The sequence below is a fragment of the Capnocytophaga sp. oral taxon 326 str. F0382 genome (genome assembly GCF_000318295.1).
Lineage (GTDB): Bacteria > Bacteroidota > Bacteroidia > Flavobacteriales > Flavobacteriaceae > Capnocytophaga > Capnocytophaga periodontitidis.
In genome coordinates this window covers 3,483-24,437 of sequence record NZ_KB291364.1, presented here as the reverse complement: position 1 = coordinate 24,437, position 20,955 = coordinate 3,483, and the positions used below count along the sequence as shown (strand labels likewise).

At 37.2% G+C, this 20,955-nt stretch carries 22 protein-coding genes and 2 pseudogenes; 20 read left to right on the top strand and 4 right to left on the bottom strand.

The window, feature by feature from the left end:
• Window positions 1-17: 17 nt before the first annotated feature.
• From HMPREF9073_RS01725 to HMPREF9073_RS01695, 7 genes and pseudogenes are all read left to right on the top strand, one after another.
• Entirely contained in the window at window positions 18-959 is a 942-nt protein-coding gene (locus HMPREF9073_RS01725) for a 2-hydroxyacid dehydrogenase (RefSeq protein ID WP_009412262.1), read from the top strand.
• A gap of 22 nt (window positions 960-981) precedes the next feature.
• A complete protein-coding gene (locus HMPREF9073_RS01720; protein ID WP_009412261.1) occupies window positions 982-1,797 on the top strand; it encodes a 5'-nucleotidase, lipoprotein e(P4) family in 816 nt (271 codons plus the stop codon).
• Window positions 1,798-1,820: 23 nt separating this feature from the next.
• Window positions 1,821-2,204, top strand: a complete 384-nt coding sequence (locus HMPREF9073_RS01715) for a hypothetical protein (RefSeq protein ID WP_009412260.1) — start codon at window positions 1,821-1,823, stop codon at window positions 2,202-2,204.
• Window positions 2,205-2,265: 61 nt separating this feature from the next.
• Window positions 2,266-3,000, top strand: a complete 735-nt coding sequence (ubiE, locus tag HMPREF9073_RS01710; protein ID WP_009412259.1) for a bifunctional demethylmenaquinone methyltransferase/2-methoxy-6-polyprenyl-1,4-benzoquinol methylase UbiE — start codon at window positions 2,266-2,268, stop codon at window positions 2,998-3,000.
• 16 nt (window positions 3,001-3,016) lie between these two features.
• Window positions 3,017-3,738, top strand: a pseudogene (locus HMPREF9073_RS01705) (porin family protein).
• A 2-nt stretch (window positions 3,739-3,740) separates the two neighbouring features.
• Window positions 3,741-4,349 (top strand): DUF2911 domain-containing protein, encoded by a 609-nt coding sequence (locus tag HMPREF9073_RS01700; protein WP_009412256.1) that lies wholly within the window; start codon window positions 3,741-3,743, stop codon window positions 4,347-4,349.
• A complete protein-coding gene (locus HMPREF9073_RS01695; RefSeq protein ID WP_009412255.1) occupies window positions 4,349-5,401 on the top strand; it encodes a DUF3810 domain-containing protein in 1,053 nt (350 codons plus the stop codon). Before HMPREF9073_RS01700 ends, HMPREF9073_RS01695 begins: the two co-directional genes overlap by 1 nt.
• A gap of 33 nt (window positions 5,402-5,434) precedes the next feature.
• Here HMPREF9073_RS01695 and HMPREF9073_RS01690 read toward each other — a convergent pair whose 3' ends face one another.
• A complete protein-coding gene (locus HMPREF9073_RS01690) occupies window positions 5,435-5,731 on the bottom strand; it encodes a co-chaperone YbbN (RefSeq protein WP_009412254.1) in 297 nt (98 codons plus the stop codon).
• A 136-nt stretch (window positions 5,732-5,867) separates the two neighbouring features.
• On the opposite strand from HMPREF9073_RS01690, the gene ffh reads away from it, so the two are divergent.
• The 11 genes from ffh to HMPREF9073_RS01635 are packed head-to-tail and all read left to right on the top strand — an operon-like array spanning window position 5,868 to window position 16,298.
• Window positions 5,868-7,202, top strand: a complete 1,335-nt coding sequence (gene ffh, locus HMPREF9073_RS01685; protein ID WP_009412252.1) for a signal recognition particle protein — start codon at window positions 5,868-5,870, stop codon at window positions 7,200-7,202.
• A 12-nt stretch (window positions 7,203-7,214) separates the two neighbouring features.
• On the top strand, window positions 7,215-7,670 hold the full coding sequence (locus HMPREF9073_RS01680; protein ID WP_009412251.1) for a DUF2750 domain-containing protein: 456 nt from the start codon (window positions 7,215-7,217) through the stop codon (window positions 7,668-7,670).
• A 21-nt stretch (window positions 7,671-7,691) separates the two neighbouring features.
• The gene (gene folD, locus HMPREF9073_RS01675; RefSeq protein WP_009412250.1) at window positions 7,692-8,570 is read left to right on the top strand and encodes a bifunctional methylenetetrahydrofolate dehydrogenase/methenyltetrahydrofolate cyclohydrolase FolD; all 879 of its coding nucleotides are present in this window, start codon (window positions 7,692-7,694) and stop codon (window positions 8,568-8,570) included.
• A 35-nt stretch (window positions 8,571-8,605) separates the two neighbouring features.
• Window positions 8,606-8,932, top strand: a complete 327-nt coding sequence (locus tag HMPREF9073_RS01670; protein ID WP_009412249.1) for a YtxH domain-containing protein — start codon at window positions 8,606-8,608, stop codon at window positions 8,930-8,932.
• Between the two features lie 6 nt (window positions 8,933-8,938).
• Window positions 8,939-9,307, top strand: a complete 369-nt coding sequence (locus tag HMPREF9073_RS01665; protein ID WP_009412248.1) for a phage holin family protein — start codon at window positions 8,939-8,941, stop codon at window positions 9,305-9,307.
• On the top strand, window positions 9,294-9,536 hold the full coding sequence (locus HMPREF9073_RS01660; protein WP_009412247.1) for a DUF6327 family protein: 243 nt from the start codon (window positions 9,294-9,296) through the stop codon (window positions 9,534-9,536). The genes HMPREF9073_RS01665 and HMPREF9073_RS01660 overlap by 14 nt, the downstream gene beginning before the upstream one ends.
• Before the next feature lie 14 nt (window positions 9,537-9,550).
• Window positions 9,551-10,840: a rod shape-determining protein RodA gene (gene rodA / locus HMPREF9073_RS01655; protein ID WP_009412246.1), complete on the top strand. Its 1,290-nt coding sequence runs from the start codon at window positions 9,551-9,553 to the stop codon at window positions 10,838-10,840.
• A gap of 19 nt (window positions 10,841-10,859) precedes the next feature.
• Window positions 10,860-12,503: a DKNYY domain-containing protein gene (locus HMPREF9073_RS01650; RefSeq protein WP_198005880.1), complete on the top strand. Its 1,644-nt coding sequence runs from the start codon at window positions 10,860-10,862 to the stop codon at window positions 12,501-12,503.
• Between the two features lie 20 nt (window positions 12,504-12,523).
• Window positions 12,524-13,399, top strand: coding sequence for a hypothetical protein (locus HMPREF9073_RS01645; protein WP_034555105.1), 876 nt, complete (start codon window positions 12,524-12,526; stop codon window positions 13,397-13,399).
• Entirely contained in the window at window positions 13,399-15,126 is a 1,728-nt protein-coding gene (locus HMPREF9073_RS01640; protein ID WP_009412243.1) for a MutS domain V protein, read from the top strand. Before HMPREF9073_RS01645 ends, HMPREF9073_RS01640 begins: the two co-directional genes overlap by 1 nt.
• A 26-nt stretch (window positions 15,127-15,152) precedes the next feature.
• Window positions 15,153-16,298, top strand: a complete 1,146-nt coding sequence (locus tag HMPREF9073_RS01635; RefSeq protein ID WP_009412242.1) for an MFS transporter — start codon at window positions 15,153-15,155, stop codon at window positions 16,296-16,298.
• Here HMPREF9073_RS01635 and HMPREF9073_RS01630 read toward each other — a convergent pair.
• The 3 genes and pseudogenes from HMPREF9073_RS01630 to HMPREF9073_RS01620 form a co-directional block, all read right to left on the bottom strand.
• Complete coding sequence (locus HMPREF9073_RS01630; RefSeq protein WP_009412241.1) at window positions 16,251-17,045, bottom strand: 1-acyl-sn-glycerol-3-phosphate acyltransferase; 795 nt, start codon at window positions 17,043-17,045, stop codon at window positions 16,251-16,253. The genes HMPREF9073_RS01635 and HMPREF9073_RS01630 overlap by 48 nt on opposite strands.
• Before the next feature lie 174 nt (window positions 17,046-17,219).
• A pseudogene (locus HMPREF9073_RS01625) lies at window positions 17,220-17,560 on the bottom strand (inorganic diphosphatase).
• 81 nt (window positions 17,561-17,641) lie between these two features.
• Window positions 17,642-18,562: a hypothetical protein gene (locus tag HMPREF9073_RS01620; RefSeq protein WP_009412238.1), complete on the bottom strand. Its 921-nt coding sequence runs from the start codon at window positions 18,560-18,562 to the stop codon at window positions 17,642-17,644.
• Window positions 18,563-18,666: 104 nt separating this feature from the next.
• Between HMPREF9073_RS01620 and HMPREF9073_RS01615 the strand changes: the two genes are divergently transcribed.
• Window positions 18,667-19,851, top strand: a complete 1,185-nt coding sequence (locus HMPREF9073_RS01615) for a glutathione binding-like protein (RefSeq protein ID WP_009412237.1) — start codon at window positions 18,667-18,669, stop codon at window positions 19,849-19,851.
• Window positions 19,848-20,759 carry an AAA family ATPase gene (locus tag HMPREF9073_RS01610; RefSeq protein ID WP_009412236.1) on the top strand — a complete coding sequence of 304 codons (912 nt, stop codon included), beginning with the start codon at window positions 19,848-19,850 and terminating at the stop codon, window positions 20,757-20,759. Before HMPREF9073_RS01615 ends, HMPREF9073_RS01610 begins: the two co-directional genes overlap by 4 nt.
• The last annotated feature ends 196 nt before the right edge of the window (window positions 20,760-20,955 follow it).

The following is a 20,955-nucleotide window of genomic DNA, read 5'->3' as shown; positions in this document are numbered from 1 at the left end:
AATACTTTTATCTCAAAATGAAGATATTACATATAGACAAAAATCACCCCTTGATGCTTTCTCAACTCTCTGCACAAGGTTTTGAAAATGAAGAAGATTACACTAATACTAAAGAAGCTATAGAATCTAAAATTGCTAATTACGATGGCATTATCATCCGCAGTCGTTTTCCTATAGATAAAACTTTTTTAGACAAGGCTACTCGATTGAAATTCATAGGTAGAGTAGGTGCTGGTCTGGAAAATATAGATGGTGCTTATGCCGAAAGTAAAGGAATTACTCTCATTGCTGCTCCTGAAGGCAACCGCAATGCTGTAGGAGAACACACTCTTGGTATGCTTTTAGCTCTTTTGAACAAGTTTAAAAAAGCTAACAACGAGATTAAAAATGGCAAATGGTTGCGTGAGGAAAACCGCGGTTGGGAGCTTGATGGCAAGACCATAGGCATCATAGGCTATGGCAATATGGGTAAGAGTTTTGCTAAGAAATTACGAGGTTTCGACTGCAATGTAATTTGCTACGACATTCTTCCTGACAAAGGCGATGAGAATGCTAAACAAGTAACTTTGGTAGATTTTTTCCGTCAAGCCGATATAGTGAGTTTGCATACCCCTCAAACTCCTCAAACTGAGAAAATGATTAATACAGCGTTTATCAATAGTTTTGCCAAAAGTTTTTGGTTCCTAAATACCGCTCGCGGCAAGAGTGTTGTTACCGATGATTTAGTGAACGCTCTGAAAAATGGCAAAGTGTTGGGAGCTGGTTTAGATGTATTAGAATACGAAAAAGCTTCTTTTGAAGATTTCTTTAGCGACGGCCAGATGCCTGAATCTTTTAAATACTTATTAGATGCTGATAACGTAATTCTCACCCCTCATATCGCTGGCTGGACACTTGAAAGCAAAGAAAAACTCGCTCAAATAATAGTAGACAAAATAATTAGCCAATTTAGAAATTGATAAATCAACAAATTAAATAGAAATGAAAAAAAATTATTTACTCATTGGGGTAGCCGCTTTATTACTCAGTTGCAACGCTACCAAAAACACTACTACAACACAAACTACTTCTGGCGAAAGTGCCCTAATTGCTAATGGCAAATTGTGGTCGTCTTATTTTCAACAAAATGCCGCTGAATACGAAGCCTTATGCTTGCAAGCTTTCAATGTTGCTCAACTGCGATTAGATGAAGCTATCGCTAAAAAAGGAGATAAACCTTTGGCTATTGTTACCGATATAGACGAAACCTTTTTAGACAACTCTCCTTTTGAAGCCTATTGTGCCAAGCAAGGGATCAGCTATTCACAAAAAGCGTGGGAAGAATGGACTGTTTTAGGCGAAGCTAAACCTCTAACAGGTGCCTTAGAATTTTTTAAATACGCCGATAGCAAAGGGGTCGCTATTTTTTATGTAACCAATCGTCTTGAGAAAGAACGCGAGGGTACTGCTAAAAACCTAAAAAGATACGACTTCCCTTTACCTTCTGATAGTCACCTCATCTTGCGTTCTGCCGAAAAAAGTAAAGAAAATCGCCGATTGCAAATCGCCAAAGATTACGATATCGTACTCTTGATGGGCGATAACCTTTCCGACTTTTCTAAAGATTTTGATGGGGGTACTCCTCAACAACGCTCCGAAGCAGTTCATAAAAACAAAACAGAGTTTGGCAAGCGTTTTATTGTGCTACCTAACTACTCCTATGGTGATTGGGAAGGTGCTGCGTATGGTCATAAATACAACATTCCTGCCGCTGAAAAAGAAGCGATTATCAAGAATAATACAAAGACTTTTAAATAAGTAACTCCCAACAAATAACTGAAATGGAAAAAGAGTTTGTCATTCCTAAAAGAGAAGTAACTTCTATTGATATAGATGAAGTGAATAAATTATTGGAAGGACACTTGTATTTTGAGCTTTTAACAGAAGCTCCTACGACCACCTACCAAGCTCAGCTTTTTGACTCCGAAGGTATGGGTACATCACTGATGTTCAGGATAGTACTAAGAGAAGATTTTACTTCTTATATCGGTATTCAGATGTTGGGTGCAGGTGAACAACCTAAAGATGATGAGTGGAGGGCAAAATTTTTCGGACTTTTGCCTAACAAAGATACAATCGAAAAAGAAATAGCCAACGAGATACTTGATCTTCTACGTAAAATTTACAAGTTAGGGGCTGAGAAGAAAATAGAAAAATCAGTTTAATTGTTCATTGTTACTTGCTAATTGATAATTAATTACTATTTTTGCCAAAAATTAAGCATATATGTCTGAAAACACCGTTACACCCTACCAAGGATCAACAGATGGAAAAAAACAACAAGTAACCAAAATGTTCAACACTATTTCGGAAACTTACGACGGTTTGAATCGTGTAATTTCGTGGGGTTCAGACGTAAAATGGCGTAAATTCGTCGTCCAAAAAGTAGCCGAAATCAATCCTTCTACAGTATTAGATGTCGCTACAGGAACAGGCGATTTAGCTATTGCGCTTACCGCTATACCTGAGGCTAAAATTACGGGATTAGACATCTCTGAAGGAATGCTTGCTGTAGGGCGTGATAAAATTGCAAAAAAACAACTCTCAAACCGCATTGATTTGGTCCAAGGCGACAGCGAACAATTACCCTTTGCCAATGCTACTTTTGATGCTGTAACTGTTGGCTTTGGAGTACGCAATTTCGAGGATTTAGAAAAAGGGCTTTCCGAAATACGAAGAGTACTAAAACCTAACGGACGATTAGTGGTTTTAGAAACTTCTGTACCCGAAAAATTTCCTTTCAAACAAGGGTATTATTGCTATACTAATTACGTGATGCCACTTATTGGCAAACTCTTTTCTAAAGACCGATCAGCCTATCGATACTTGTCTAACTCGGCAATTCATTTCCCTTACGGAAAAAAATTCCAACAGATATTAGATAAAGTAGGCTATCAACGAACACAGTATTACCCTAAAACCTTAGGAGGGGTTGCTACCATCTATATTGCTAATAAATAGAATTTTTTAATAAATAATGAATAAAGTAAACTTTAAAAAAATCCTTTTATTTTTGTTCCTTTGTATAGGTTTTGCTAATTTGTACGCCCAATTTAAACAACCTATGATGAACTTGGAACACTTCGACGAAAAGCGCTACCAATGGGGGTATTACTTTGGGGCTAATACTTTCGATTTCAAAATCGATTACAAAGATCTCAATTATAGAAACGCAAGTTTACGCGAAATCCAAACTGACCGCAAAGTGGGGTTCAATGTGGGGCTTACGGGTTCTGCTCGCTTGGTGAACTTCCTCGATTTGCGCATAGAACCAGGATTGGTATACAACAAGCGCGTACTTATCTTCCCTGGTTTTTCCGATAGTAAAGATGCACTACGTGATCTCAATCTACCTACATCTATATTCCTTTATTATTGAAATTCAGTGCAAAACGTTGGTATAACTTCAAACCTTATGTAACCGCAGGAGCTTCTGTGGTTTTCAACCTCAGTAGTAACGACAAACTTACTATTGATAACTCCGAGAAAACTTTCCGTGCTACTAAAAACGTGTTTTTCTACGAAATGGGTATAGGTTTAGATATCTATACTCATTACTTTAGGGTATCTCCTTCTCTTAGAGCCTTGTTCTCTGTAAACAACGAATTAGTCCCCGATAAAGATGCTAATAGTAGATGGACAGGTAATATCAACGGACTCAAAACACGTGGTTTCTTGTTGAATCTCAATTTTGAATAAGTATGAAAAAAATAGTATTTTTTATAGGTATTCTAATGGGTTGTACCTCTTATGCTCAAAACTTTAGCTACCCAATGGCAAGCCCGCGACAAGTGATTACTCAACAGTTCTCAGTAAGCCAAATAACAGTTGATTATGGTCGCCCTAGTGTTAGAGGTAGAAAGATTTTTGGCGAATTGGTTCCTTACGGAAAAGTATGGCGCGCAGGAGCTAATCAAGCTACAAGTATAAGCTTCTTACAACCTGTAAAAGTAGGTGGAAAATCCGTAAAAAAAGGAGATTATGCCATTTTTATCACTCCCGAACAACACCAATGGAAAATAGTACTAAACTACGATGCCGATGCTTGGGGTGCTTATAGTTATGACCCTAATGAAAACGCTATAGAGTTTACAGTACCTGTAATACAAACTAAAGATTTACAAGAATCCTTAGAATTTTCTTTCGAGAGTCTTTCTAATGAAAAATTGAATCTCATCATCCGTTGGGAATACACCAAAGTAGAAATTCCTATAGAAATTGACAAGAAAGAAATTATTGATAAAATTATTGAACAACTCAAAGAAGTAAAACAATTTGAGAGAGATTTAGAAGGTAAAGAACAAAAATAATGGAAAGAAAACAAGTGCGAAAATATGGTATATTAGCTATTTATATAGTAATTTGGCTCGTTTTCCGTTGCTTTCCCTCTGTTACTGAACATATCTACAGTAAAGGTATCTACCCGTATATAGCCAAAGTATTACACTTTCTATTGGGGTGGATACCTTTTTCTGTGGGCGATATTTTGTACACTTTGCTCATTATAGGTATAGTAGTAACTGTGATAAAACACTACAAAAAACTATGGACAGAACCTCTCAAAACCTTAGATAAAATATTTTCTAAAACTGTACGTCTAATCTTTGTTTTTTTCTTTCTGTGGGGCTTTAACTATTTTAGAGTACCTTTGAAAAACTCATTAAGCACTTCCCAACAATATACTGAGACTCAACTGCTCAAAGCTACCCAAGTGTGTATTGATAGAGCCAATGCTCTCCATACTCGATTAGCTCCTAACGATAGTACCAAAGTAGATTTTTGGCTTTCTCAAAAAGAAATATACCGAATCGCTGCTAAAGGCTACCCCCTAACAGTGGAAGGTATTAGTGATTTTAAAGCTATAAAAAGTGTGAAACCCTCTATTTATAGTACTGTACTCACCTATATGGGATATAGTGGATATTTAAATCCGTTTACTAATGAAGCTCAAGTGAACGGAAAAATGATAGGTTATAGTACCCCTATCACCGCTTGCCACGAAATAGCTCACCAAATGGGATATGCCGCAGAAGAAGAGGCTAATTATTTAGGTTATTTAGCAGCTAAAAAAACAAAAAATCCTTACTTTGATTATAGTGCTGAACTCTTTGCTCTCCGTTATTTCTTAAACGAAGTAGCTGTAGTAGCCCCCATTGAGTACCAAACGCTTCACTCTCAAGTACACAAAGGAATTTTTGAAAATTATAAAGAAGTACATTTATTTTGGAAACAATACGAGAACAAAGCTGAACCCGTATTCAAAGCCAGTTACGATGCATTCCTGAAAGCTAACAAACAAAAAGAAGGCATCAATAGCTACGACTTAGTAGTAGGTCTATTGATACCTCATTATAGAAGTTGAGAGAGTTTAGATTGTTGCTCTCTTATTTTTATATTAAAGAAATTTATTGAGCTCCATTAGTAACACTTCGCTGTCTTGGAAGCCCTCTGCGCGCCAAATAAGACTGAGTTTATTGAATATAATAACTGTTGGCAAAGCACTTATCTTCAAAGCTTTGCTCAATTCAGCATTTTTATTTACATCTATTTTCACTACCTTTACACGCTCTCTAAGTACTGAAGCCACTTCGCGTAACACTGCATTCATATGCAATGAAATCTCTATACCTTCTGAATAGAAACAAAGGAGCACTGGAGTATTTACATTGATGACATCACCAAATTTCTTCATACTTTTGTGTTTAATAATGCGACAAAAGTACAAAGTTTTTTTGAATTACAAACACATTTTATTTATTTTTTATCTCTTTACTTTTTAGTTTCCACTTTTTTTACTACTTTTGCCCAAGTTTTTAAACCAGAAAAAAATGTTTGATAATTTAAGTGATAAATTAGAAAAAGCCCTACACAACCTAAAGGGACACGGAAAAATTACTGAAATAAACGTCGCTGAAACGCTAAAAGAAGTACGTCGCGCGTTACTTGATGCCGACGTGAATTATAAAATAGCCAAAGATTTTACAAACAACGTAAAAGAAAAAGCCTTAGGTCAGCAGGTACTCACCACCTTACAACCTGGTCAGTTAATGGTAAAAATTGTAAAAGATGAACTCACTCAACTGATGGGAGGTGATGCTGCAGGTGTAAACCTATCAGGAAACCCTACTGTTATCTTAATGTCGGGATTGCAAGGTTCTGGTAAAACTACTTTCTCAGGAAAATTAGCTAACTATCTCAAAAATAAAAAAAATAAAAAACCTTTACTCGTCGCTTGCGACGTTTATCGTCCTGCTGCAATTGACCAATTACACATCGTTGGTGAACAAGTAGGTGTACCCGTATTCTCCGATAAAGACAACAACAACCCCGTAGATATCGCCCAAAAAGGAGTGCAATATGCCAAAGAAAACCACCTAAACGTCGTGATTATAGATACTGCTGGTCGATTGGCTGTCGATGAGCAAATGATGAATGAAATTTCCAACATTCACAAAGCACTAAATCCACAAGAAACTCTTTTTGTAGTTGATGCGATGACGGGGCAAGACGCCGTGAATACCGCTAAAGCTTTCAACGATGTACTCAACTTCGATGGGGTTATCCTCACCAAACTCGATGGTGACACCCGCGGTGGGGCAGCTATTACTATCAAATCGGTAGTGAATAAACCTATCAAATTTGTGGGTACTGGTGAAAAAATGGATGCTATTGATGTGTTCTACCCTGAACGTATGGCCGACCGTATCCTTGGGATGGGTGACGTCGTATCATTGGTAGAACGCGCTCAAGAACAGTTTGATGAGGAACAAGCACGCAAATTACAAAAGAAAATTGCTAAAAACCAATTTGGCTTCGACGACTTCCTCGAACAAATACAGCAAATCAAGCGTATGGGTAGTATGAAAGACCTACTTGGTATGCTCCCTGGGGTAGGTAAAGCTGTAAAAGATCTCGATATCAAAGACGATGCTTTCAAACACATTGAAGCTATTATCCACTCAATGACTCCAAAAGAACGCAGTACCCCTGCTATCATCGATTTGAACCGTAAAAAACGCATCGCTAAAGGTAGTGGTCGCGATATTCAGGAGGTAAACCAACTGATGAAACAGTTCGAACAAATGAGCAAAATGATGAAAATGATGCAAGGTGGAGGCGGTAGAAAGATGATACAGATGATGCAAGGAATGAGACAAAAATAAATTAATACAAATATGTTAAAAAAATTCATTGAAACCATAGTTAAGAACAAGGAAGTGTTCTACTTAGAGGTAGACGAATCCTTTGCAATGTGTAGCTCACAAACTTTCTATATTGAGGAAACCAAAGAGGCTATTCCTGTAGCACTCTTTTGGGAAGATGAAAAAAATGCTGCCGCTTGCAAAGCCGACGAATGGGCTAAAGGAATCGTAAAATCAGCTACCTTAGAAGAGTTTATCGAAATTTGCTTTGGAATGCAAGTAGAAACAATGGCCGTAGGTATTGGTTTCAAAGCTGATTTATCAGGAGGAGAAGAACTTGTGCCTGTTGATTTGGTAAAAGCATTGGTAGACGAAATCGACAGAACTAAAACAGCCGTTACTTTTAGCGACTCATTCGAATCATTAGCCCAAGTAAAACAACTCTTAAATCAAATAGAACTCGATATCACCGATGAAGAAGCTCTCTAACCACTAAAAACACAATCAATAATGACTATTTTAGACGGGAAAAAAACTTCTGAAGACCTCAAACAAGAAATTGCTGAGGAAGTAAAGCAACTGAAAGCTAAAGGTAAAAGAGTACCACATTTAGCAGCTGTATTGGTAGGCAACGATGGAGCAAGTCTTACCTACGTGGGGAGTAAGGTGAAAGCTTGTGAACAAGTAGGCTTTGAGTCTACTTTAGTAAAACTTCCTGCTAACATCAGTGAAGAGGCGTTACTGCAAGAAATTGAAAAGTTAAACGCTAATCCTGAAATTGACGGCTATATAGTGCAATTACCACTACCTAAACACATCAACGAGCAGGAAATACTTTTAGCCATAGACCCCACAAAAGATGTAGATGGTTTTCACCCCGCTAACTTCGGTAGAATGGCATTGGATATGGAGGCTTTCATTCCTGCCACTCCTTTCGGTATTATGGAATTGCTAAAACGCTACAAAGTGCCTACCAAAGGCAAACACGTGGTAGTAGTAGGACGCTCACACATCGTAGGTCGCCCCATCAGCATATTACTCAGCCAAAAGGGAGCCCAAGGCAATGCAACCGTTACCCTCACTCATAGTCATACCCCTAACCTCGCTGAGCTTACACGTCAGGCAGATATTGTGGTAATGGCATTAGGTATTCCAGAATTCCTAAAAGGCAATATGGTAAAAGAAGGCGTAACCGTGATAGACGTAGGAATTACACGCCTAAAAGACGATAGCAACCCTAAAGGATACCGTATAGTAGGTGATGTAGCATTCAATGAAGTAAAAGAAAAAGCGAGCTACATTACTCCTGTTCCTGGTGGTGTAGGACCTATGACCATAGCAATGCTACTGAAAAACACACTATTAGCTCACAAATGGTATAGAAATTGATACTTTTAAGAATAAACATTTAAATTTAGAATATTATGGCAAAAACAGCAAATGTATTATTAGGTTTGGCAGCAGGTACTGCCATTGGAGTAGGATTAGGCATTCTTTTCGCTCCCGACAAAGGTAAAAACACTCGCGAAAAAATTAAAGACTCTGTGAGTGATAAAGCTGAAAAACTAAAAGAACAGCTTGAACGCTTAACCGATAGTGTAAAAGAAAAATCAGCTGAGTTTAAAGGGTCTTTAGAAGATAAAGTAGAGTCTTTACTTTCTAAATCAAGCTACAAAGCTGAAGATGTGATTACTTTCTTAGAAAAAAAATTAGCTGCCTTAAAAGAAGCTAACGCTAAACTACAGAAATAAACACTTATGTCTATCCATTCTATCAAAGAATCTTTTGAGGAAGTTCCTACAAAAGCAAGTTCCGCCCTCGATTCGCAAATCGCTTACTATAAATTATTTATTTTTAGATTCATAGGTAAATCATCCTATGCTCTCATCACTTTTTTTATAGTAGCTTTTGTTAGTTTGTTGGTATTGTTTTTCTTGTCCTTTGCTATAGCCTATGCAGTAGGTGAAGCATTGGGTAGCAACGCCTTAGGATTTGCTATTGTAGGAGCTTTCTATATATTGATTGCTATAATAGTATTGGCTTTCCGAAAAAAACTTATTGAAAGACCTCTATTAGAAAAACTCTCCGAAATCTATTTTAAAGTAGAACCCGATGACGAAGAATAAAATCTATCACTCTTTTGAAGAAATCGATAACGACCTTAAAATACTGCGTTTAGAAAAGGAAATAGATCGTTTGTCACTCACCCAACAAGTATCGGTAGCTGCTAAGAGTCTCACTCTTGGAAATCTACTCGCTAATACTTGGTTTTCTTTCTTGACCAACGAAAAAAGATGGCTTAACTTAGCTATCGAATACACCTTATTTTTCCTTTTTAGAAAAAAACTCAAATAATCTTATAACTATCAATGAAACATAGCCTTATAAAGAATCTGGATTGGATTTCGGTAATATTGTATTTATTATTAGTAACGTGTGGGTGGATTGCTATTTTCTCCACTACTTATAGCGACCTAAATGTTACTTCCATTTTCGACATCAATCAGTTTTATGGGAAACAGATGCTTTTTATAGGGCTCAGCTTCTTGCTGATTACTTTTATTTTGGCTTTAGACCCAAAAGTGTACTCTAATTTTGCAGTACTCTTCTATCTCATTGCTATTGTTTTATTGGCAGGGTTATTTATTTTTGGTAAAGAGACCAATGGCGCCAAAGCGTGGTATGCTATAGGCTCTATCACAGTACAACCCAGTGAATTTGCTAAAGTAGCTACGGCACTTGCTTTTTCTCGCTATGTGAGTGATATTCACACCGATATTCGGCGTACTCCCGACCTCTTACGCGCTATTGCCATCATTTGTGTACCTGCATTTCTCATCTTGTTACAACCCGATGTAGGGAGTTTATTAGTATTCTTCTCATTAGCATTTGCACTCTTCCGTGAAGGAATGCCTTCTGCCCTACTCTTCTACCTCTTTTTATCAGGGGTAGTGTTTATCTCTTCACTGAAATTTGGCACTACTTTCACTGTTTTAGCCTCTATTATCAGTATTGGGGCTTATGGATTTTGGCATAAAAAGAAAACTAACCGAATTCCTTTTCAGAATATTTTTATACTCTCGGTATTGTGCTTGCTAACAGCCTTCGCTACTCACCCCGTGTATGACAATGTACTGAAACAGCACCACCGCAATCGTCTAAACCTGTGGTTACGCCTCGAAACCGACCCTCAAAAAATTGCAGCTATGAAGCGTGATTTTGCTTATAATACCAATATGGCGGAATCGGCGATTACCTCTGGAGGTGCCTTAGGAAAAGGATTCTTGGAAGGCACACGTACTAAAGGAAGTTTTATACCAGAACAACACACCGATTATATTTTCACCACCATAGGTGAAGAATGGGGATTTGTTGGTACAGCTACTGTAGTAATACTATTCACCTTCTTACTCTTGCGACTCATTGTACTCGCCGAACGACAGAAAACAAAATTCAATAGGGTTTATGGTTATTGTGTAATTTCAATTCTGTTTGTACACTTCTGTATCAATATAGGTATGGTAATTAGTTTGATACCTACCATTGGTATTCCGTTGCCTTTCTTTAGTTATGGGGGCTCTGGACTTTGGGCATTTACTATCCTACTTTTCATCTTTTTACGATTAGATGCTAATCGCTTGAATGATTGGATTCGATAAAAAACTAACACAAAATCTTATGAGAATACTTATAATCATCATTTTAGGATTTCTTTCTTTGGCAAGAGCCCAGCAAACTCCTTTAGTAGTTACCGATGTAAAAAAAGGCAACTTTAAGATACAAAAGTCGATTTTTACGTATGATGATGCTTACATCATCAATGAAAATTATGTTGTCTTCCAAAAAGATAACACTCGCAAAACGTTTACCGTAGATGGTAATAGCTTTCGGGTGTATGATGATGACTTTTCCTTAGATAAAAACGGCGTTTATTATCAAGGTAAATTAATCCCCACTGACACTACTGGTTTTAAAATACTCATCTATAAAAGTATACCCAAGGAAGGAAAAGACAAATATGCCTATACATTGCTACCTATATGGAAAACACAACAAGGGGTATTCATCGAGACAAAACTAATTAAAGATATTGACCCGCTTAGCGTTGAAACAATTAAAAATAGCTATTATCTCAAAGACAAAAAACATCTTTATTACTATGATAAATTAGTAGCAGGAGCTGAGGTGGAAAACCTTATGGAAGCTTTTGCCAATGACGAAATCATCTCCGATGGTAAAACTGTGTACTATGGAGGAACACCCCTTCACTATCAAAGAGAAAAACTAACACAAGTAAACAGAAGAATTTTTAAAACTCCTACTAAAGTACTGTTTTTTAGCAATTGTTACGACAACACTTTTTTAGAACTACTACCTTACTTTGATATTCCTACTTTGAAGGCTCTAAATGACAGTTATGTAGTTGATAAAAATCATATTTATAAACCAGTTGATTATATTTCTGTAAATAAAAACACTTATCTTGCCGTTCCCAATGTGAAAAAAGAACTTCTAAATAAAATAAAATTCTTTCCTAAAGGACGTTTTTTTAGCGATACGGAAAACATCTATTTTGATGGAATTATTCAAAAACATTACGATGCGGCTACCTTTAACATCCTCACGGATGGAGAAAATTATTATCAGTACGACAAAAATGGGATTTATAACTTTACTTATAAATTAGATTTCAACTATACAGAACCTGTACAGTTGGGAAAAAATACTTTTTTCGTCAAGGAAAAGCTTGTGTACTTGAACCAAGTCTTTGATTTCACCTTAGGAGGAGGTAGTTACTACCACTCCCTTACAGAGAAGGAATTAGAAAAAATAAAACAAGGAGGAAATATAGAATTTATAGATGGTAAGCTCGTAGTAATACCTGCCTCTCATAAGATTTATGGCTATCAAAAACGTGGCAATAAGGTATATTACAATAACAAATTACAAAATGTAGATGTAGCTTCTTTTGAAGAAAAAAACGGTTTTTATACTGATAAAAACTATGTATATTTTTCATCTTCAAAGGGACTTACACCTGTGAAAGGTTATGATATAGCAAGCCTTAGAAAGTTTTGGGGTAGTTTTTTGATAGATAAAAACTATTTGTATTGGAAAAATCAACGGCTTATAGAAAATGAAAATGTAGAACTTTTGGCCGTCTATGCTGGCTATCGTATGCAATGTAGCCAAGATCGCACTCCTTCATCCGACTATTATCTGCTGAAAAACAAAAAAGGATACTACCTTTTGCAGCACATAGAATACGATAAACTCACCCTACAGTACATAGGAACTGATCTAATTGGATTTAATTTATGATGTACAATTTTTTATATATAATGACCTTATTGGTAACTTTTCAGCTTTCTGCACAAGAAAAAAGATGGCAATTGGACAGTATCCAAAGTGTCCAACAATTAGCTTCTGACAAAGAAAAAGTATTTGGTCATTACCAACAACTATATGACCCTCAAAAAAAAGTAATAACCCTTTTGTATAAATATAAAGATGAGCCTTTTGATAGAACAAAATATATCTACAAATACAACGATAAAGACAGCCTTCTACAAATAAACAAATACAAAACTGATAAGGGAATCACTCAACTTATAGACAGCATTCAGTTTACATATACTAACGACACTATTAAAAAAACACATTTTCGCTATTTAGACCTATTCAGTAAAAAAGGTTGGGAGGTATATGAACAATTTAAACTTATACGTATTGATGGGGTATATTATTTTAGTAAAAATATGACAGAAATAACTGCCTATCCTTACCTTTCTTTTGACGAAGAAAATACATTAGAAAAATACTTTTTACCTCCTCAAGAAATTAAAAATGAAAAAGGACAAGTCATAGAAAGAATTTTTAACCTTCGCGATGGAAACTTTGACAAATATCTTTACACTTATGATACTCAAGGCAATATTGCAACCATTGAAACATTTGAGAAAGAGCTTCCTGAAAAAATGAACCCAACAGGAGAAAACTCACTTCCTTTTGAAAAAGAATACAAATTGGAATACGAATACTACCCTCATATACCACAGAAGGAGGTATTGGACAAATGGCAACAGAATAAGTACAACCGCTACAATGATAAAGCTATAAAGAATATAAAAGTTCATCAGTATAATAAGAATGAAAAACAGTATGTTTACCAATATGATTTGCGCTTTTACTATTCTGAAATAAAACAAAATGACTAATGGAATACACTCGTAAACATTTAGAAGCAACAGAACAATACCAAAAACTCAACAAGCTATACAACCAAATGGGGTTGCTACGATTGACTGATATGTTACTGATTATTGGCTTAGTATACCAACTCATCAAAGCCCCCTCTATACTGATGGGGCTCTTTTGTGTATTGGCTATTATCGTCTTCTTTTTATTGATTGTAAAACACAAAAAGATAAGAGCTCGTCGCACAATTGCTAAAACCAAAATGCGCCTCAATGAGCAGGAAATTGCTTTTTTAGAACAACATATTTTCTTCACTGATAATGGTAGTGCTTTCCAACAAGAGAATCACCCTTACGCTTATGATTTAGATATTTTAGGTGAACGCTCACTTTATCACTACCTCAATCGCACGCATACTTTTTTGGGGAGAAAACTATTAGCAGAGCGACTTCTCTGCCCTATTCCAGAGCGTATTCTCGATACTCAAAAACAAATACAAGCCCTTACTCCCGACCTTGATTGGCGACAAACCTTTACTGCTTATGCCCAACAAATAGACGATAGTGAAGAGTTCTACACCAAACTGAGTGCGTGGGCAAAAGCCCCTGTTAAACTGTTGAGCAATGCTATGCGCTATACGCTTATAGCTTTACCTATACTGCTTGTTGTATGTCTGTTAATAGGTTATGGTGAGGATAACGAACTGCTAAAAACTATAGGAAAGTTGCTGCTCACTATAAATTTAGTAATTTTCTTTAGTTTTGTAGGTAGAATCGCCAAAGAAAAATTAGGATTTGAGCGCACTTATACAATGTTGTATGCTTTCAGGGAATGTATAGCCCAAGTAGAAGCCCGTTTTCCTGAGAAAAACCAGCAAGCCAGCACTAAAATAGCCGAGCTTTCGCGCTTGTTAGACGATTTAGACAGTATAGGCAATATATTAGTCTCTATACCTCTCAACGCATTTTCTTTCTATCACATACATCGTTACCAACAACTTTTGCAATGGAAAGCTCGTTATGCAGCCCATATAGAAGAGTGGTTGCAATCGGTGGGAGAGATTGAAGTGTTGTGTAGTTTTGCTAATTTTAGCTATAATCACCCTAATTTTGTATATCCTACTCTTAATAACAAGTACGAAATAGCTTTTGAGGCGGTAGGGCACCCGCTTATTCCTACTGAACACCGCGTTACTAACGATATTACTCTCAATGAGCAGGCTTTTATACTGCTTACAGGCTCTAATATGTCGGGGAAGAGTACTTTTTTGCGTACTTTGGGAGTGAATATGTTGCTCACTTTGGTAGGTTTACCAGTTTGCGCGCGTAAAGCCAATGTACACCCTTTGCGATTACTCGTTTCTATGCGTCTCGCTGATTCTCTCAACGATGGTAAATCATATTTCTTTGCTGAAATCAACCGTATACAGCAAATTGTAAAAACTTTAGAAAGCGAACGTTGCTTTGTACTCTTAGACGAAGTATTACGCGGTACCAATTCCGAAGATAAACAGCACGGCTCTATTAAAATTGTAGAACGCTTACTCTCCTTACAGGCTTTAGGAGTACTTGCCACTCACGATATAGAAGTGTGTAACCTCAGCGAACAATATCCGCTGCAATTACAGAATAAGTGTTTTGAATCAATCATTGAAAATGGGGAACTCACTTTTGATTACAAACTGAGAGATGGGGTGTGCAAAAACAAAAACGCTACCTTCTTGATGAAGAAATTAGGCATTATATAATAGAATTTACTTAAAAAAGAAAACTTATGATTAAAAAACTGTGGCCTCTTGCCATAGGAGGTTTAGCTTTAGGAGCTACCGAGTTCCTAATAATGGGATTATTACGTGTAATAGGTGAGGATATGCTTTTAGAAGATGCTATTACAGGGCGGCTTATTTCGGCTTATGCTATAGGTGTAGTTGTAGGTGCTCCAACGCTCATTGCATTGGCAGCCTCATACAATCCTAAGAAGATACTATTGTTCTTTATGTTGCTCTTCACGCTTTTCAATGGGCTTTCAGCTTTTTCACCTAATTATACTACTTTGCTTTTAGCGCGTTTCTTTTCGGGGTTACCCCACGGTGCATTCTTTGGGGTAGGTGCTATTGTAGCCAAGCAGTTAGCCCCTAAAGGTAAAGAGGCTTTTGCCATTTCAATTATGTTTGCAGGGCTTACTGTCGCCAATTTGATAATGGTACCTTTGCTTACTTACATAGGAGCTTGGATAGGCTGGCGAACAGCGATGGGCTGTGTATCGTCGTTAGGATTGCTTACAATGCTATCGATATTCTTTTTCTTACCCAATATAGAAAACAAAAGAGACCTTGGTATCAAGCGCGAAGTACGTTTATTTTTCAATAGAAGGTCGTTATTAGTTTTAGGTATTACTGCTTTAGGTTGTGGCGGGCTTTTTGCGTGGTTCAGCTATATACAAGCCTTGATGATAGAGACGGCGCATATCAACCTTGATATGAAATCGGTGGTGATGGTAGTAGCAGGTGCGGGAATGGTAGTAGGTAACCTCTTAGGAGGCTGGATTACTGACCGCCTATTGCCTATCAAAGCGACTATTTACATCTCGTTGATGCTCATCAGTGTATTGCTATTAGTCTTCTTTTTCTCACATATTCAGCCTATAGCGTGGGTACTTACGTTTGTATGTGGAGCGATGTCGATGTCGTTAGGCTCTCCGCTGAATATGCTTATTTTTCGCTGTGCTCCTCAATCCGAAATGATGGGAGCCGCTTTTATGCAAGCGGGATTCAACACTGCTAATTCTATTGGAGCTTATGTAGGAGGATTGCCGCTGCTCTATGGACTCAGCACCAATTACCCGTCGCTTATGGGTGCAGGTTTAGCAAGTTTAGGGTTGCTCTTGACTTTCTACCTTTGGCGTATTCTCAGGTTCTAATTTTTTTACTTTGAGGAATGATTCGTGTTGTTCGATAGCCATTTCAATTTGAGCTACAATTTCTTCAACTGTATCATTTTCATAATCAATCTGCAAAGGGGGTTTGATAATCATTGATTGTTGAACCCCTTTCTTTTTGATATTGATACCTTTTTTATCAAATGAACGGCGGAATCCATCAATTACGATAGGCACTACTACAGGTTTGTATTGTTTAATAAGGTGTGCCGTACCCTTGCGGATAGGTTTCCAAGGCGATGTAGTACCTTGTGGAAAGGTAATCACCCAGCCATCGGCAAGGGCAATCCCTATATTTTCCACATCAACTCGGCGTACTTCACGGTGTACTTCTTTCCCTTTTTCACGCCAAGTTCTATTGACAGGAATAGCGCCTGCATAACCTAATATCTTGGGCAATATCCCTGATTTCATTGTTTCGGAGGCTGCCACATAATAAATATTAAGTTTGGGATTCCACAAATAGCCTATATTATCTAAGGTGTTTTTGCGTCCTTTTAAGCTGGCGTTGAATACGTGATACATAGCCGTTACATCGGCAAAATACGTTTGATGATTAGAAATAAACATCACATTTTGTGGAGGCAATTCGCGAATAATATCCGATCCTTCAATCTTCAGTTGATTGAAACCATCATAACGGCTGTGAGTAATGAGTCCAAAAACACGAATGAGCCATTTCTTTACGAAAAGGGTGTGTCCGAAAGGGTCTTGTTTGAATAAAGGCATTGGTCAATTTATTAATTAGGTAATCAGGCTGTCCTAAAAGTTTTTCTTGAATGGGCGTTTGCAGCACATACCCAGCTATCGCTGGCTTTCCTTAAACTTTGTCAAAGTTTTGGGACTTTGACAAAGTTTATGATGCAAAAGTGATTTTGAGACTTTTTGGACAGCGCCATTAGTTTAGTTTATTGAAAAATTTTTACCACTATTAACGTAGCGTTCTTTACATTCGTGATAAATCTTCACCGATTCCTCAAGATTTTCCCAACCATTGATAGCTACTTTCTTCTTTTCTAAATCTTTATACACGCTAAAGAAGTGTTCGATTTCTTTGATAAGATGAGGGTTTAGATCGCTAAGGTCGTTCATTTTATTCCATAATCGGCGGGATACATCATTGATGAGAAAATCATACGATCGTAACGCACTTTGCGCAATTTAAAATCATACTCGTATTTATTGCGACTCCCCTTGGGAATTTCGATGAGTACATCAAAAGATAGTGATTTATTTTCTGACATTTCTTTTTTATTCAATTAGCGTTTAGGGGGGCAAAAATAGTAAAAAAAGTGATATATACCCCATAACCCTATTTTTTTGTTTTATAGTCTATTCGGTTTGCTATTGAGATTTGTAAAGTTTATTTTGCCTTCTTTATTTATAAGTTCCTGTCCTGCAGAGAGTTTTCCATACCAAAGACCATCAGATACATACCAATTAAGCGTTTTTAAACTTCTATTCGGTTCACCTAAGAGGTGAGAGTAATAAGTAGAATAGCTATCAAACAAAGTATTCCCTTTTTCAAATTCTTCTTTATAAAGAGCTAAGACATCGGTTATAGGCATTGGCGCATTGAGAGTTACACTTCCAAAAGTAGGTGTTTTAAGGGGGATTTTACTTATACGTGTATTATCGTCTGACGAAAGGCTTTCCCAAAAAGTAAAGACATCAGTTTGCGGAGCAAGTTCTGGTTTAAACAGATACAGCACGGGCGTTCCTTTGTAAATAGGCGAAGGGTAATCTTTAAGCATTTTGTTTATATCTACAGGTTCTTTACGGCTAATGAGAGGCTTTCTATTAAGTTCAGGTAGAGCATAATAGCGCACTTTTTGAGTTCCTACCACGGCATATTCTAAAGTAGTAGTAGAAGTGTTTTTTATCACGAGATAATCGCTCCCTTTAGGCTGATAATCATAATAAGGTTGATTATAGAGATGCCACCTATCTCTACCATTAGATTCGTATATACTGTCGTACTTTGCCATCACTTTCTCTCCTCCTATCACAAAAGGAGTAGTTTTGCGCTCGGTTATCACAGTATTTTCTTTATTTCCAGCGATATAAGTTGAATAGCTCACCTCAACTTCAGCAGGAGAGCCATCGATAGTATTTACAATGAGATAGTTGTGTTGTAACAGAGCACGTTTATGTTCCGTATAAACCTCATCTTCTTTAATACAATCAACCTGAAAGCTAAAAATAATTGCTGTAAAAATGAATAATCTTTTGAAATAGGTCTTCATCGTTTTTCTTATTGTGTGACTACAAAAGTAGTATATTCTGTTTGATTAAGCAAATTATTTGTGTAATTATGTGCATTTTGTTACCTTTGCCACAAATTTAAGCGATGGAAGATAAAACACTTATAAAAAAACGTATTGATTGGTTTTGCAAGAACAAAATCAATGCTTTTTCGCCGACTATTTCACCAGCTCCTAAATCGGTAGGGCACAATGAAATTGAAAGTCTTTATGAGGGCTTGCGATGGTTCTTTGACAGAGACATCAAAGAGATTTTAATACAGAAGAAATATATGGGTTCTTATTGTGATATTTACTTACATAAGAACTTAGAAGATAGTTATTTAGTAAGCCGAAATGGTTATAAAATCAATCATTTAGACCGTTCACAATGGGTGCCAGCGCTCACTCAGTTGCACGCTAAGTTCAGCTGGGATAATACGACTATTCGCATTATCCAATCGGAATTGATGCCGTGGTCGGCTTTAGGTAAAGGACTTATTACGAATGAGTTTTCGGCTTATTACATCTCTCATCAAATACATTGCGACTACTTGCAGCAGAGCGACTTGTATGAAAAAATAAACGCTATCAGGCAAAAGCCTGAATACCTTGCTTTTGTGGCTGACGCCAAAGTACTCTCGGGCAAGGAACTGAAAGATAAATACCCTACCCACATCATTCGTCAGTACCAATCGATACGCGATATGAAGCTACTCGATTTGCCTCATTATGAGAAGAATATTGCTCTGTTTAAAAGACAATTAGATATCTTTGGCAAAGACGCAACTGTTTACTTCAAACCTTTTAATATTTTAAAGGAAATCTACGATGACGGGACTGAGTATTTTGTGAATGACAACCTCAGTTTTGCACGTATTAACAGTGATGAATTTTTGCACTACACTTTTACGGATACTGCTGACTTTGAAGCCAAATACCCTGAAATACGCGCTTGGGTAGACCAAATGAACGCAAATGACGAGGGGGGGGTAGTTATCAAGCCTCGTAAGGCTTTTATACAAGGCATACCGCCTGCTTTCAAGGTGCGCAACAATGATTACCTCACACTCATTTACGGGGTGGATTTTCAAGACCGATTAGAAGAACAAATCGCTAAACGCAATATCAAAGGTAAGCTAAAATGTTCTATCAACGATTGGGCTATCAATGTCAAACTTTTGCAAACGCCTTATAATGAAATTCACGAGGAGAATTACGAATTTAAAAACTTAGTACTCGACCGCATTTTAGGGGAAGAGGTAGAAAATCAATTAGACAGCAGACTATGAGTAAACTTCTTATATTGGTGGGTGCCCCAGGGTCGGGTAAATCTACCTTTGCACGTTATTTTTTACGTACCGAAGACAATTGGATACGCGTGAATCGCGATGACTTTCGCTTGATGCAGTTTGGTGATTCACTAATGATTCCGTTCTATGAAGAGCGCATTAGCAAAATGGTAGAAGCCTCGGTGCTCACCTTGTTAAAAAGCGATACCAATGTGATTATCGATGCTACAAACACATCGTTGCGCACCATTGAGGATATGATTCACACTTATACTGAATACGCTGATATCAGTTTTAAAGTATTTGATTTACCTGTAGACGAATTAGTAAAACGCTGCGATAAACGCTATGAAGAAACGGGAAAATTCATATCTAAAAGTGTGGTAGAGAGAAATGTGGCTAACCTAAAGCACACTCTCGAAAAATTTGATTTTGCTCCTATTCCTCGCAAAGTACAAGTGGCAACTACCAGCTATGCTACTCAAGATAAGAACCTACCTAAGGCTGTGATTTGTGATTTAGATGGTACACTTTCCTTGCTCAATGGTCGTGATCCTTACAACGCGGCAACTTGTGATAACGACTTGCTGAACGAACCTGTAGCTGCTACTTTGAAAATGGCTAAACAACAAGGTTATCAAGTGATTTTGCTCTCGGGGCGCGAAGATAAATTCCGCGAACCTACAGTGCGTTTTCTCGATAAACACCAAATAGGTTACGACTTACTGCTGATGCGCACCTCTAACGACTTTCGCAAAGATAACATCATTAAAAGAGAACTTTTTGAGGGTGAAATACAAGGAAAATACTTTGTAGAATTTCTTTTAGATGACCGCAATCAAGTGGTAGATATGTGGCGCAAGGATTTGCATTTACCTTGCTTTCAAGTGAATTACGGGGATTTTTAAGTTGATTATTTTTTGGGAGAATCGCAGAGATTATTTTAGAGAATCGCAGAGAAACTCGGAGAATCGCAGGGTTTTTGGACAAGGTCAGACAAGGCGGACGGGGCGGAGATGGACTAATGTACCATATTTGCGTTTTAAAGCCTACCCCCATTGAAGGTGTCCGAAAAGTTTTATTTAAGTGGGCGTTTGCAAAACG

What these genes read in the sequence shown, in the direction of transcription:
- folD (WP_009412250.1), top strand. Translation starts at nt 7,692, where the DNA reads ATGACTATTTTAGACGGGAAAAAAACTTCTGAAGACCTCAAACAAGAA.
- HMPREF9073_RS01680 (WP_009412251.1), top strand. Translation starts at nt 7,215, where the DNA reads ATGTTAAAAAAATTCATTGAAACCATAGTTAAGAACAAGGAAGTGTTC.
- ubiE (WP_009412259.1), top strand. Translation starts at nt 2,266, where the DNA reads ATGTCTGAAAACACCGTTACACCCTACCAAGGATCAACAGATGGAAAA.
- HMPREF9073_RS01635 (WP_009412242.1), top strand. Translation starts at nt 15,153, where the DNA reads ATGATTAAAAAACTGTGGCCTCTTGCCATAGGAGGTTTAGCTTTAGGA.
- HMPREF9073_RS01650 (WP_198005880.1), top strand. Translation starts at nt 10,860, where the DNA reads ATGAGAATACTTATAATCATCATTTTAGGATTTCTTTCTTTGGCAAGA.
- HMPREF9073_RS01670 (WP_009412249.1), top strand. Translation starts at nt 8,606, where the DNA reads ATGGCAAAAACAGCAAATGTATTATTAGGTTTGGCAGCAGGTACTGCC.
- HMPREF9073_RS01660 (WP_009412247.1), top strand. Translation starts at nt 9,294, where the DNA reads ATGACGAAGAATAAAATCTATCACTCTTTTGAAGAAATCGATAACGAC.
- rodA (WP_009412246.1), top strand. Translation starts at nt 9,551, where the DNA reads ATGAAACATAGCCTTATAAAGAATCTGGATTGGATTTCGGTAATATTG.
- HMPREF9073_RS01615 (WP_009412237.1), top strand. Translation starts at nt 18,667, where the DNA reads ATGGAAGATAAAACACTTATAAAAAAACGTATTGATTGGTTTTGCAAG.
- ffh (WP_009412252.1), top strand. Translation starts at nt 5,868, where the DNA reads ATGTTTGATAATTTAAGTGATAAATTAGAAAAAGCCCTACACAACCTA.
- HMPREF9073_RS01645 (WP_034555105.1), top strand. Translation starts at nt 12,524, where the DNA reads ATGACCTTATTGGTAACTTTTCAGCTTTCTGCACAAGAAAAAAGATGG.
- HMPREF9073_RS01640 (WP_009412243.1), top strand. Translation starts at nt 13,399, where the DNA reads ATGGAATACACTCGTAAACATTTAGAAGCAACAGAACAATACCAAAAA.
- HMPREF9073_RS01665 (WP_009412248.1), top strand. Translation starts at nt 8,939, where the DNA reads ATGTCTATCCATTCTATCAAAGAATCTTTTGAGGAAGTTCCTACAAAA.
- HMPREF9073_RS01700 (WP_009412256.1), top strand. Translation starts at nt 3,741, where the DNA reads ATGAAAAAAATAGTATTTTTTATAGGTATTCTAATGGGTTGTACCTCT.
- HMPREF9073_RS01620 (WP_009412238.1), bottom strand. Translation starts at nt 18,562, where the DNA reads ATGAAGACCTATTTCAAAAGATTATTCATTTTTACAGCAATTATTTTT.
- HMPREF9073_RS01715 (WP_009412260.1), top strand. Translation starts at nt 1,821, where the DNA reads ATGGAAAAAGAGTTTGTCATTCCTAAAAGAGAAGTAACTTCTATTGAT.
- HMPREF9073_RS01695 (WP_009412255.1), top strand. Translation starts at nt 4,349, where the DNA reads ATGGAAAGAAAACAAGTGCGAAAATATGGTATATTAGCTATTTATATA.
- HMPREF9073_RS01725 (WP_009412262.1), top strand. Translation starts at nt 18, where the DNA reads ATGAAGATATTACATATAGACAAAAATCACCCCTTGATGCTTTCTCAA.
- HMPREF9073_RS01630 (WP_009412241.1), bottom strand. Translation starts at nt 17,045, where the DNA reads ATGCCTTTATTCAAACAAGACCCTTTCGGACACACCCTTTTCGTAAAG.
- HMPREF9073_RS01690 (WP_009412254.1), bottom strand. Translation starts at nt 5,731, where the DNA reads ATGAAGAAATTTGGTGATGTCATCAATGTAAATACTCCAGTGCTCCTT.
- HMPREF9073_RS01610 (WP_009412236.1), top strand. Translation starts at nt 19,848, where the DNA reads ATGAGTAAACTTCTTATATTGGTGGGTGCCCCAGGGTCGGGTAAATCT.
- HMPREF9073_RS01720 (WP_009412261.1), top strand. Translation starts at nt 982, where the DNA reads ATGAAAAAAAATTATTTACTCATTGGGGTAGCCGCTTTATTACTCAGT.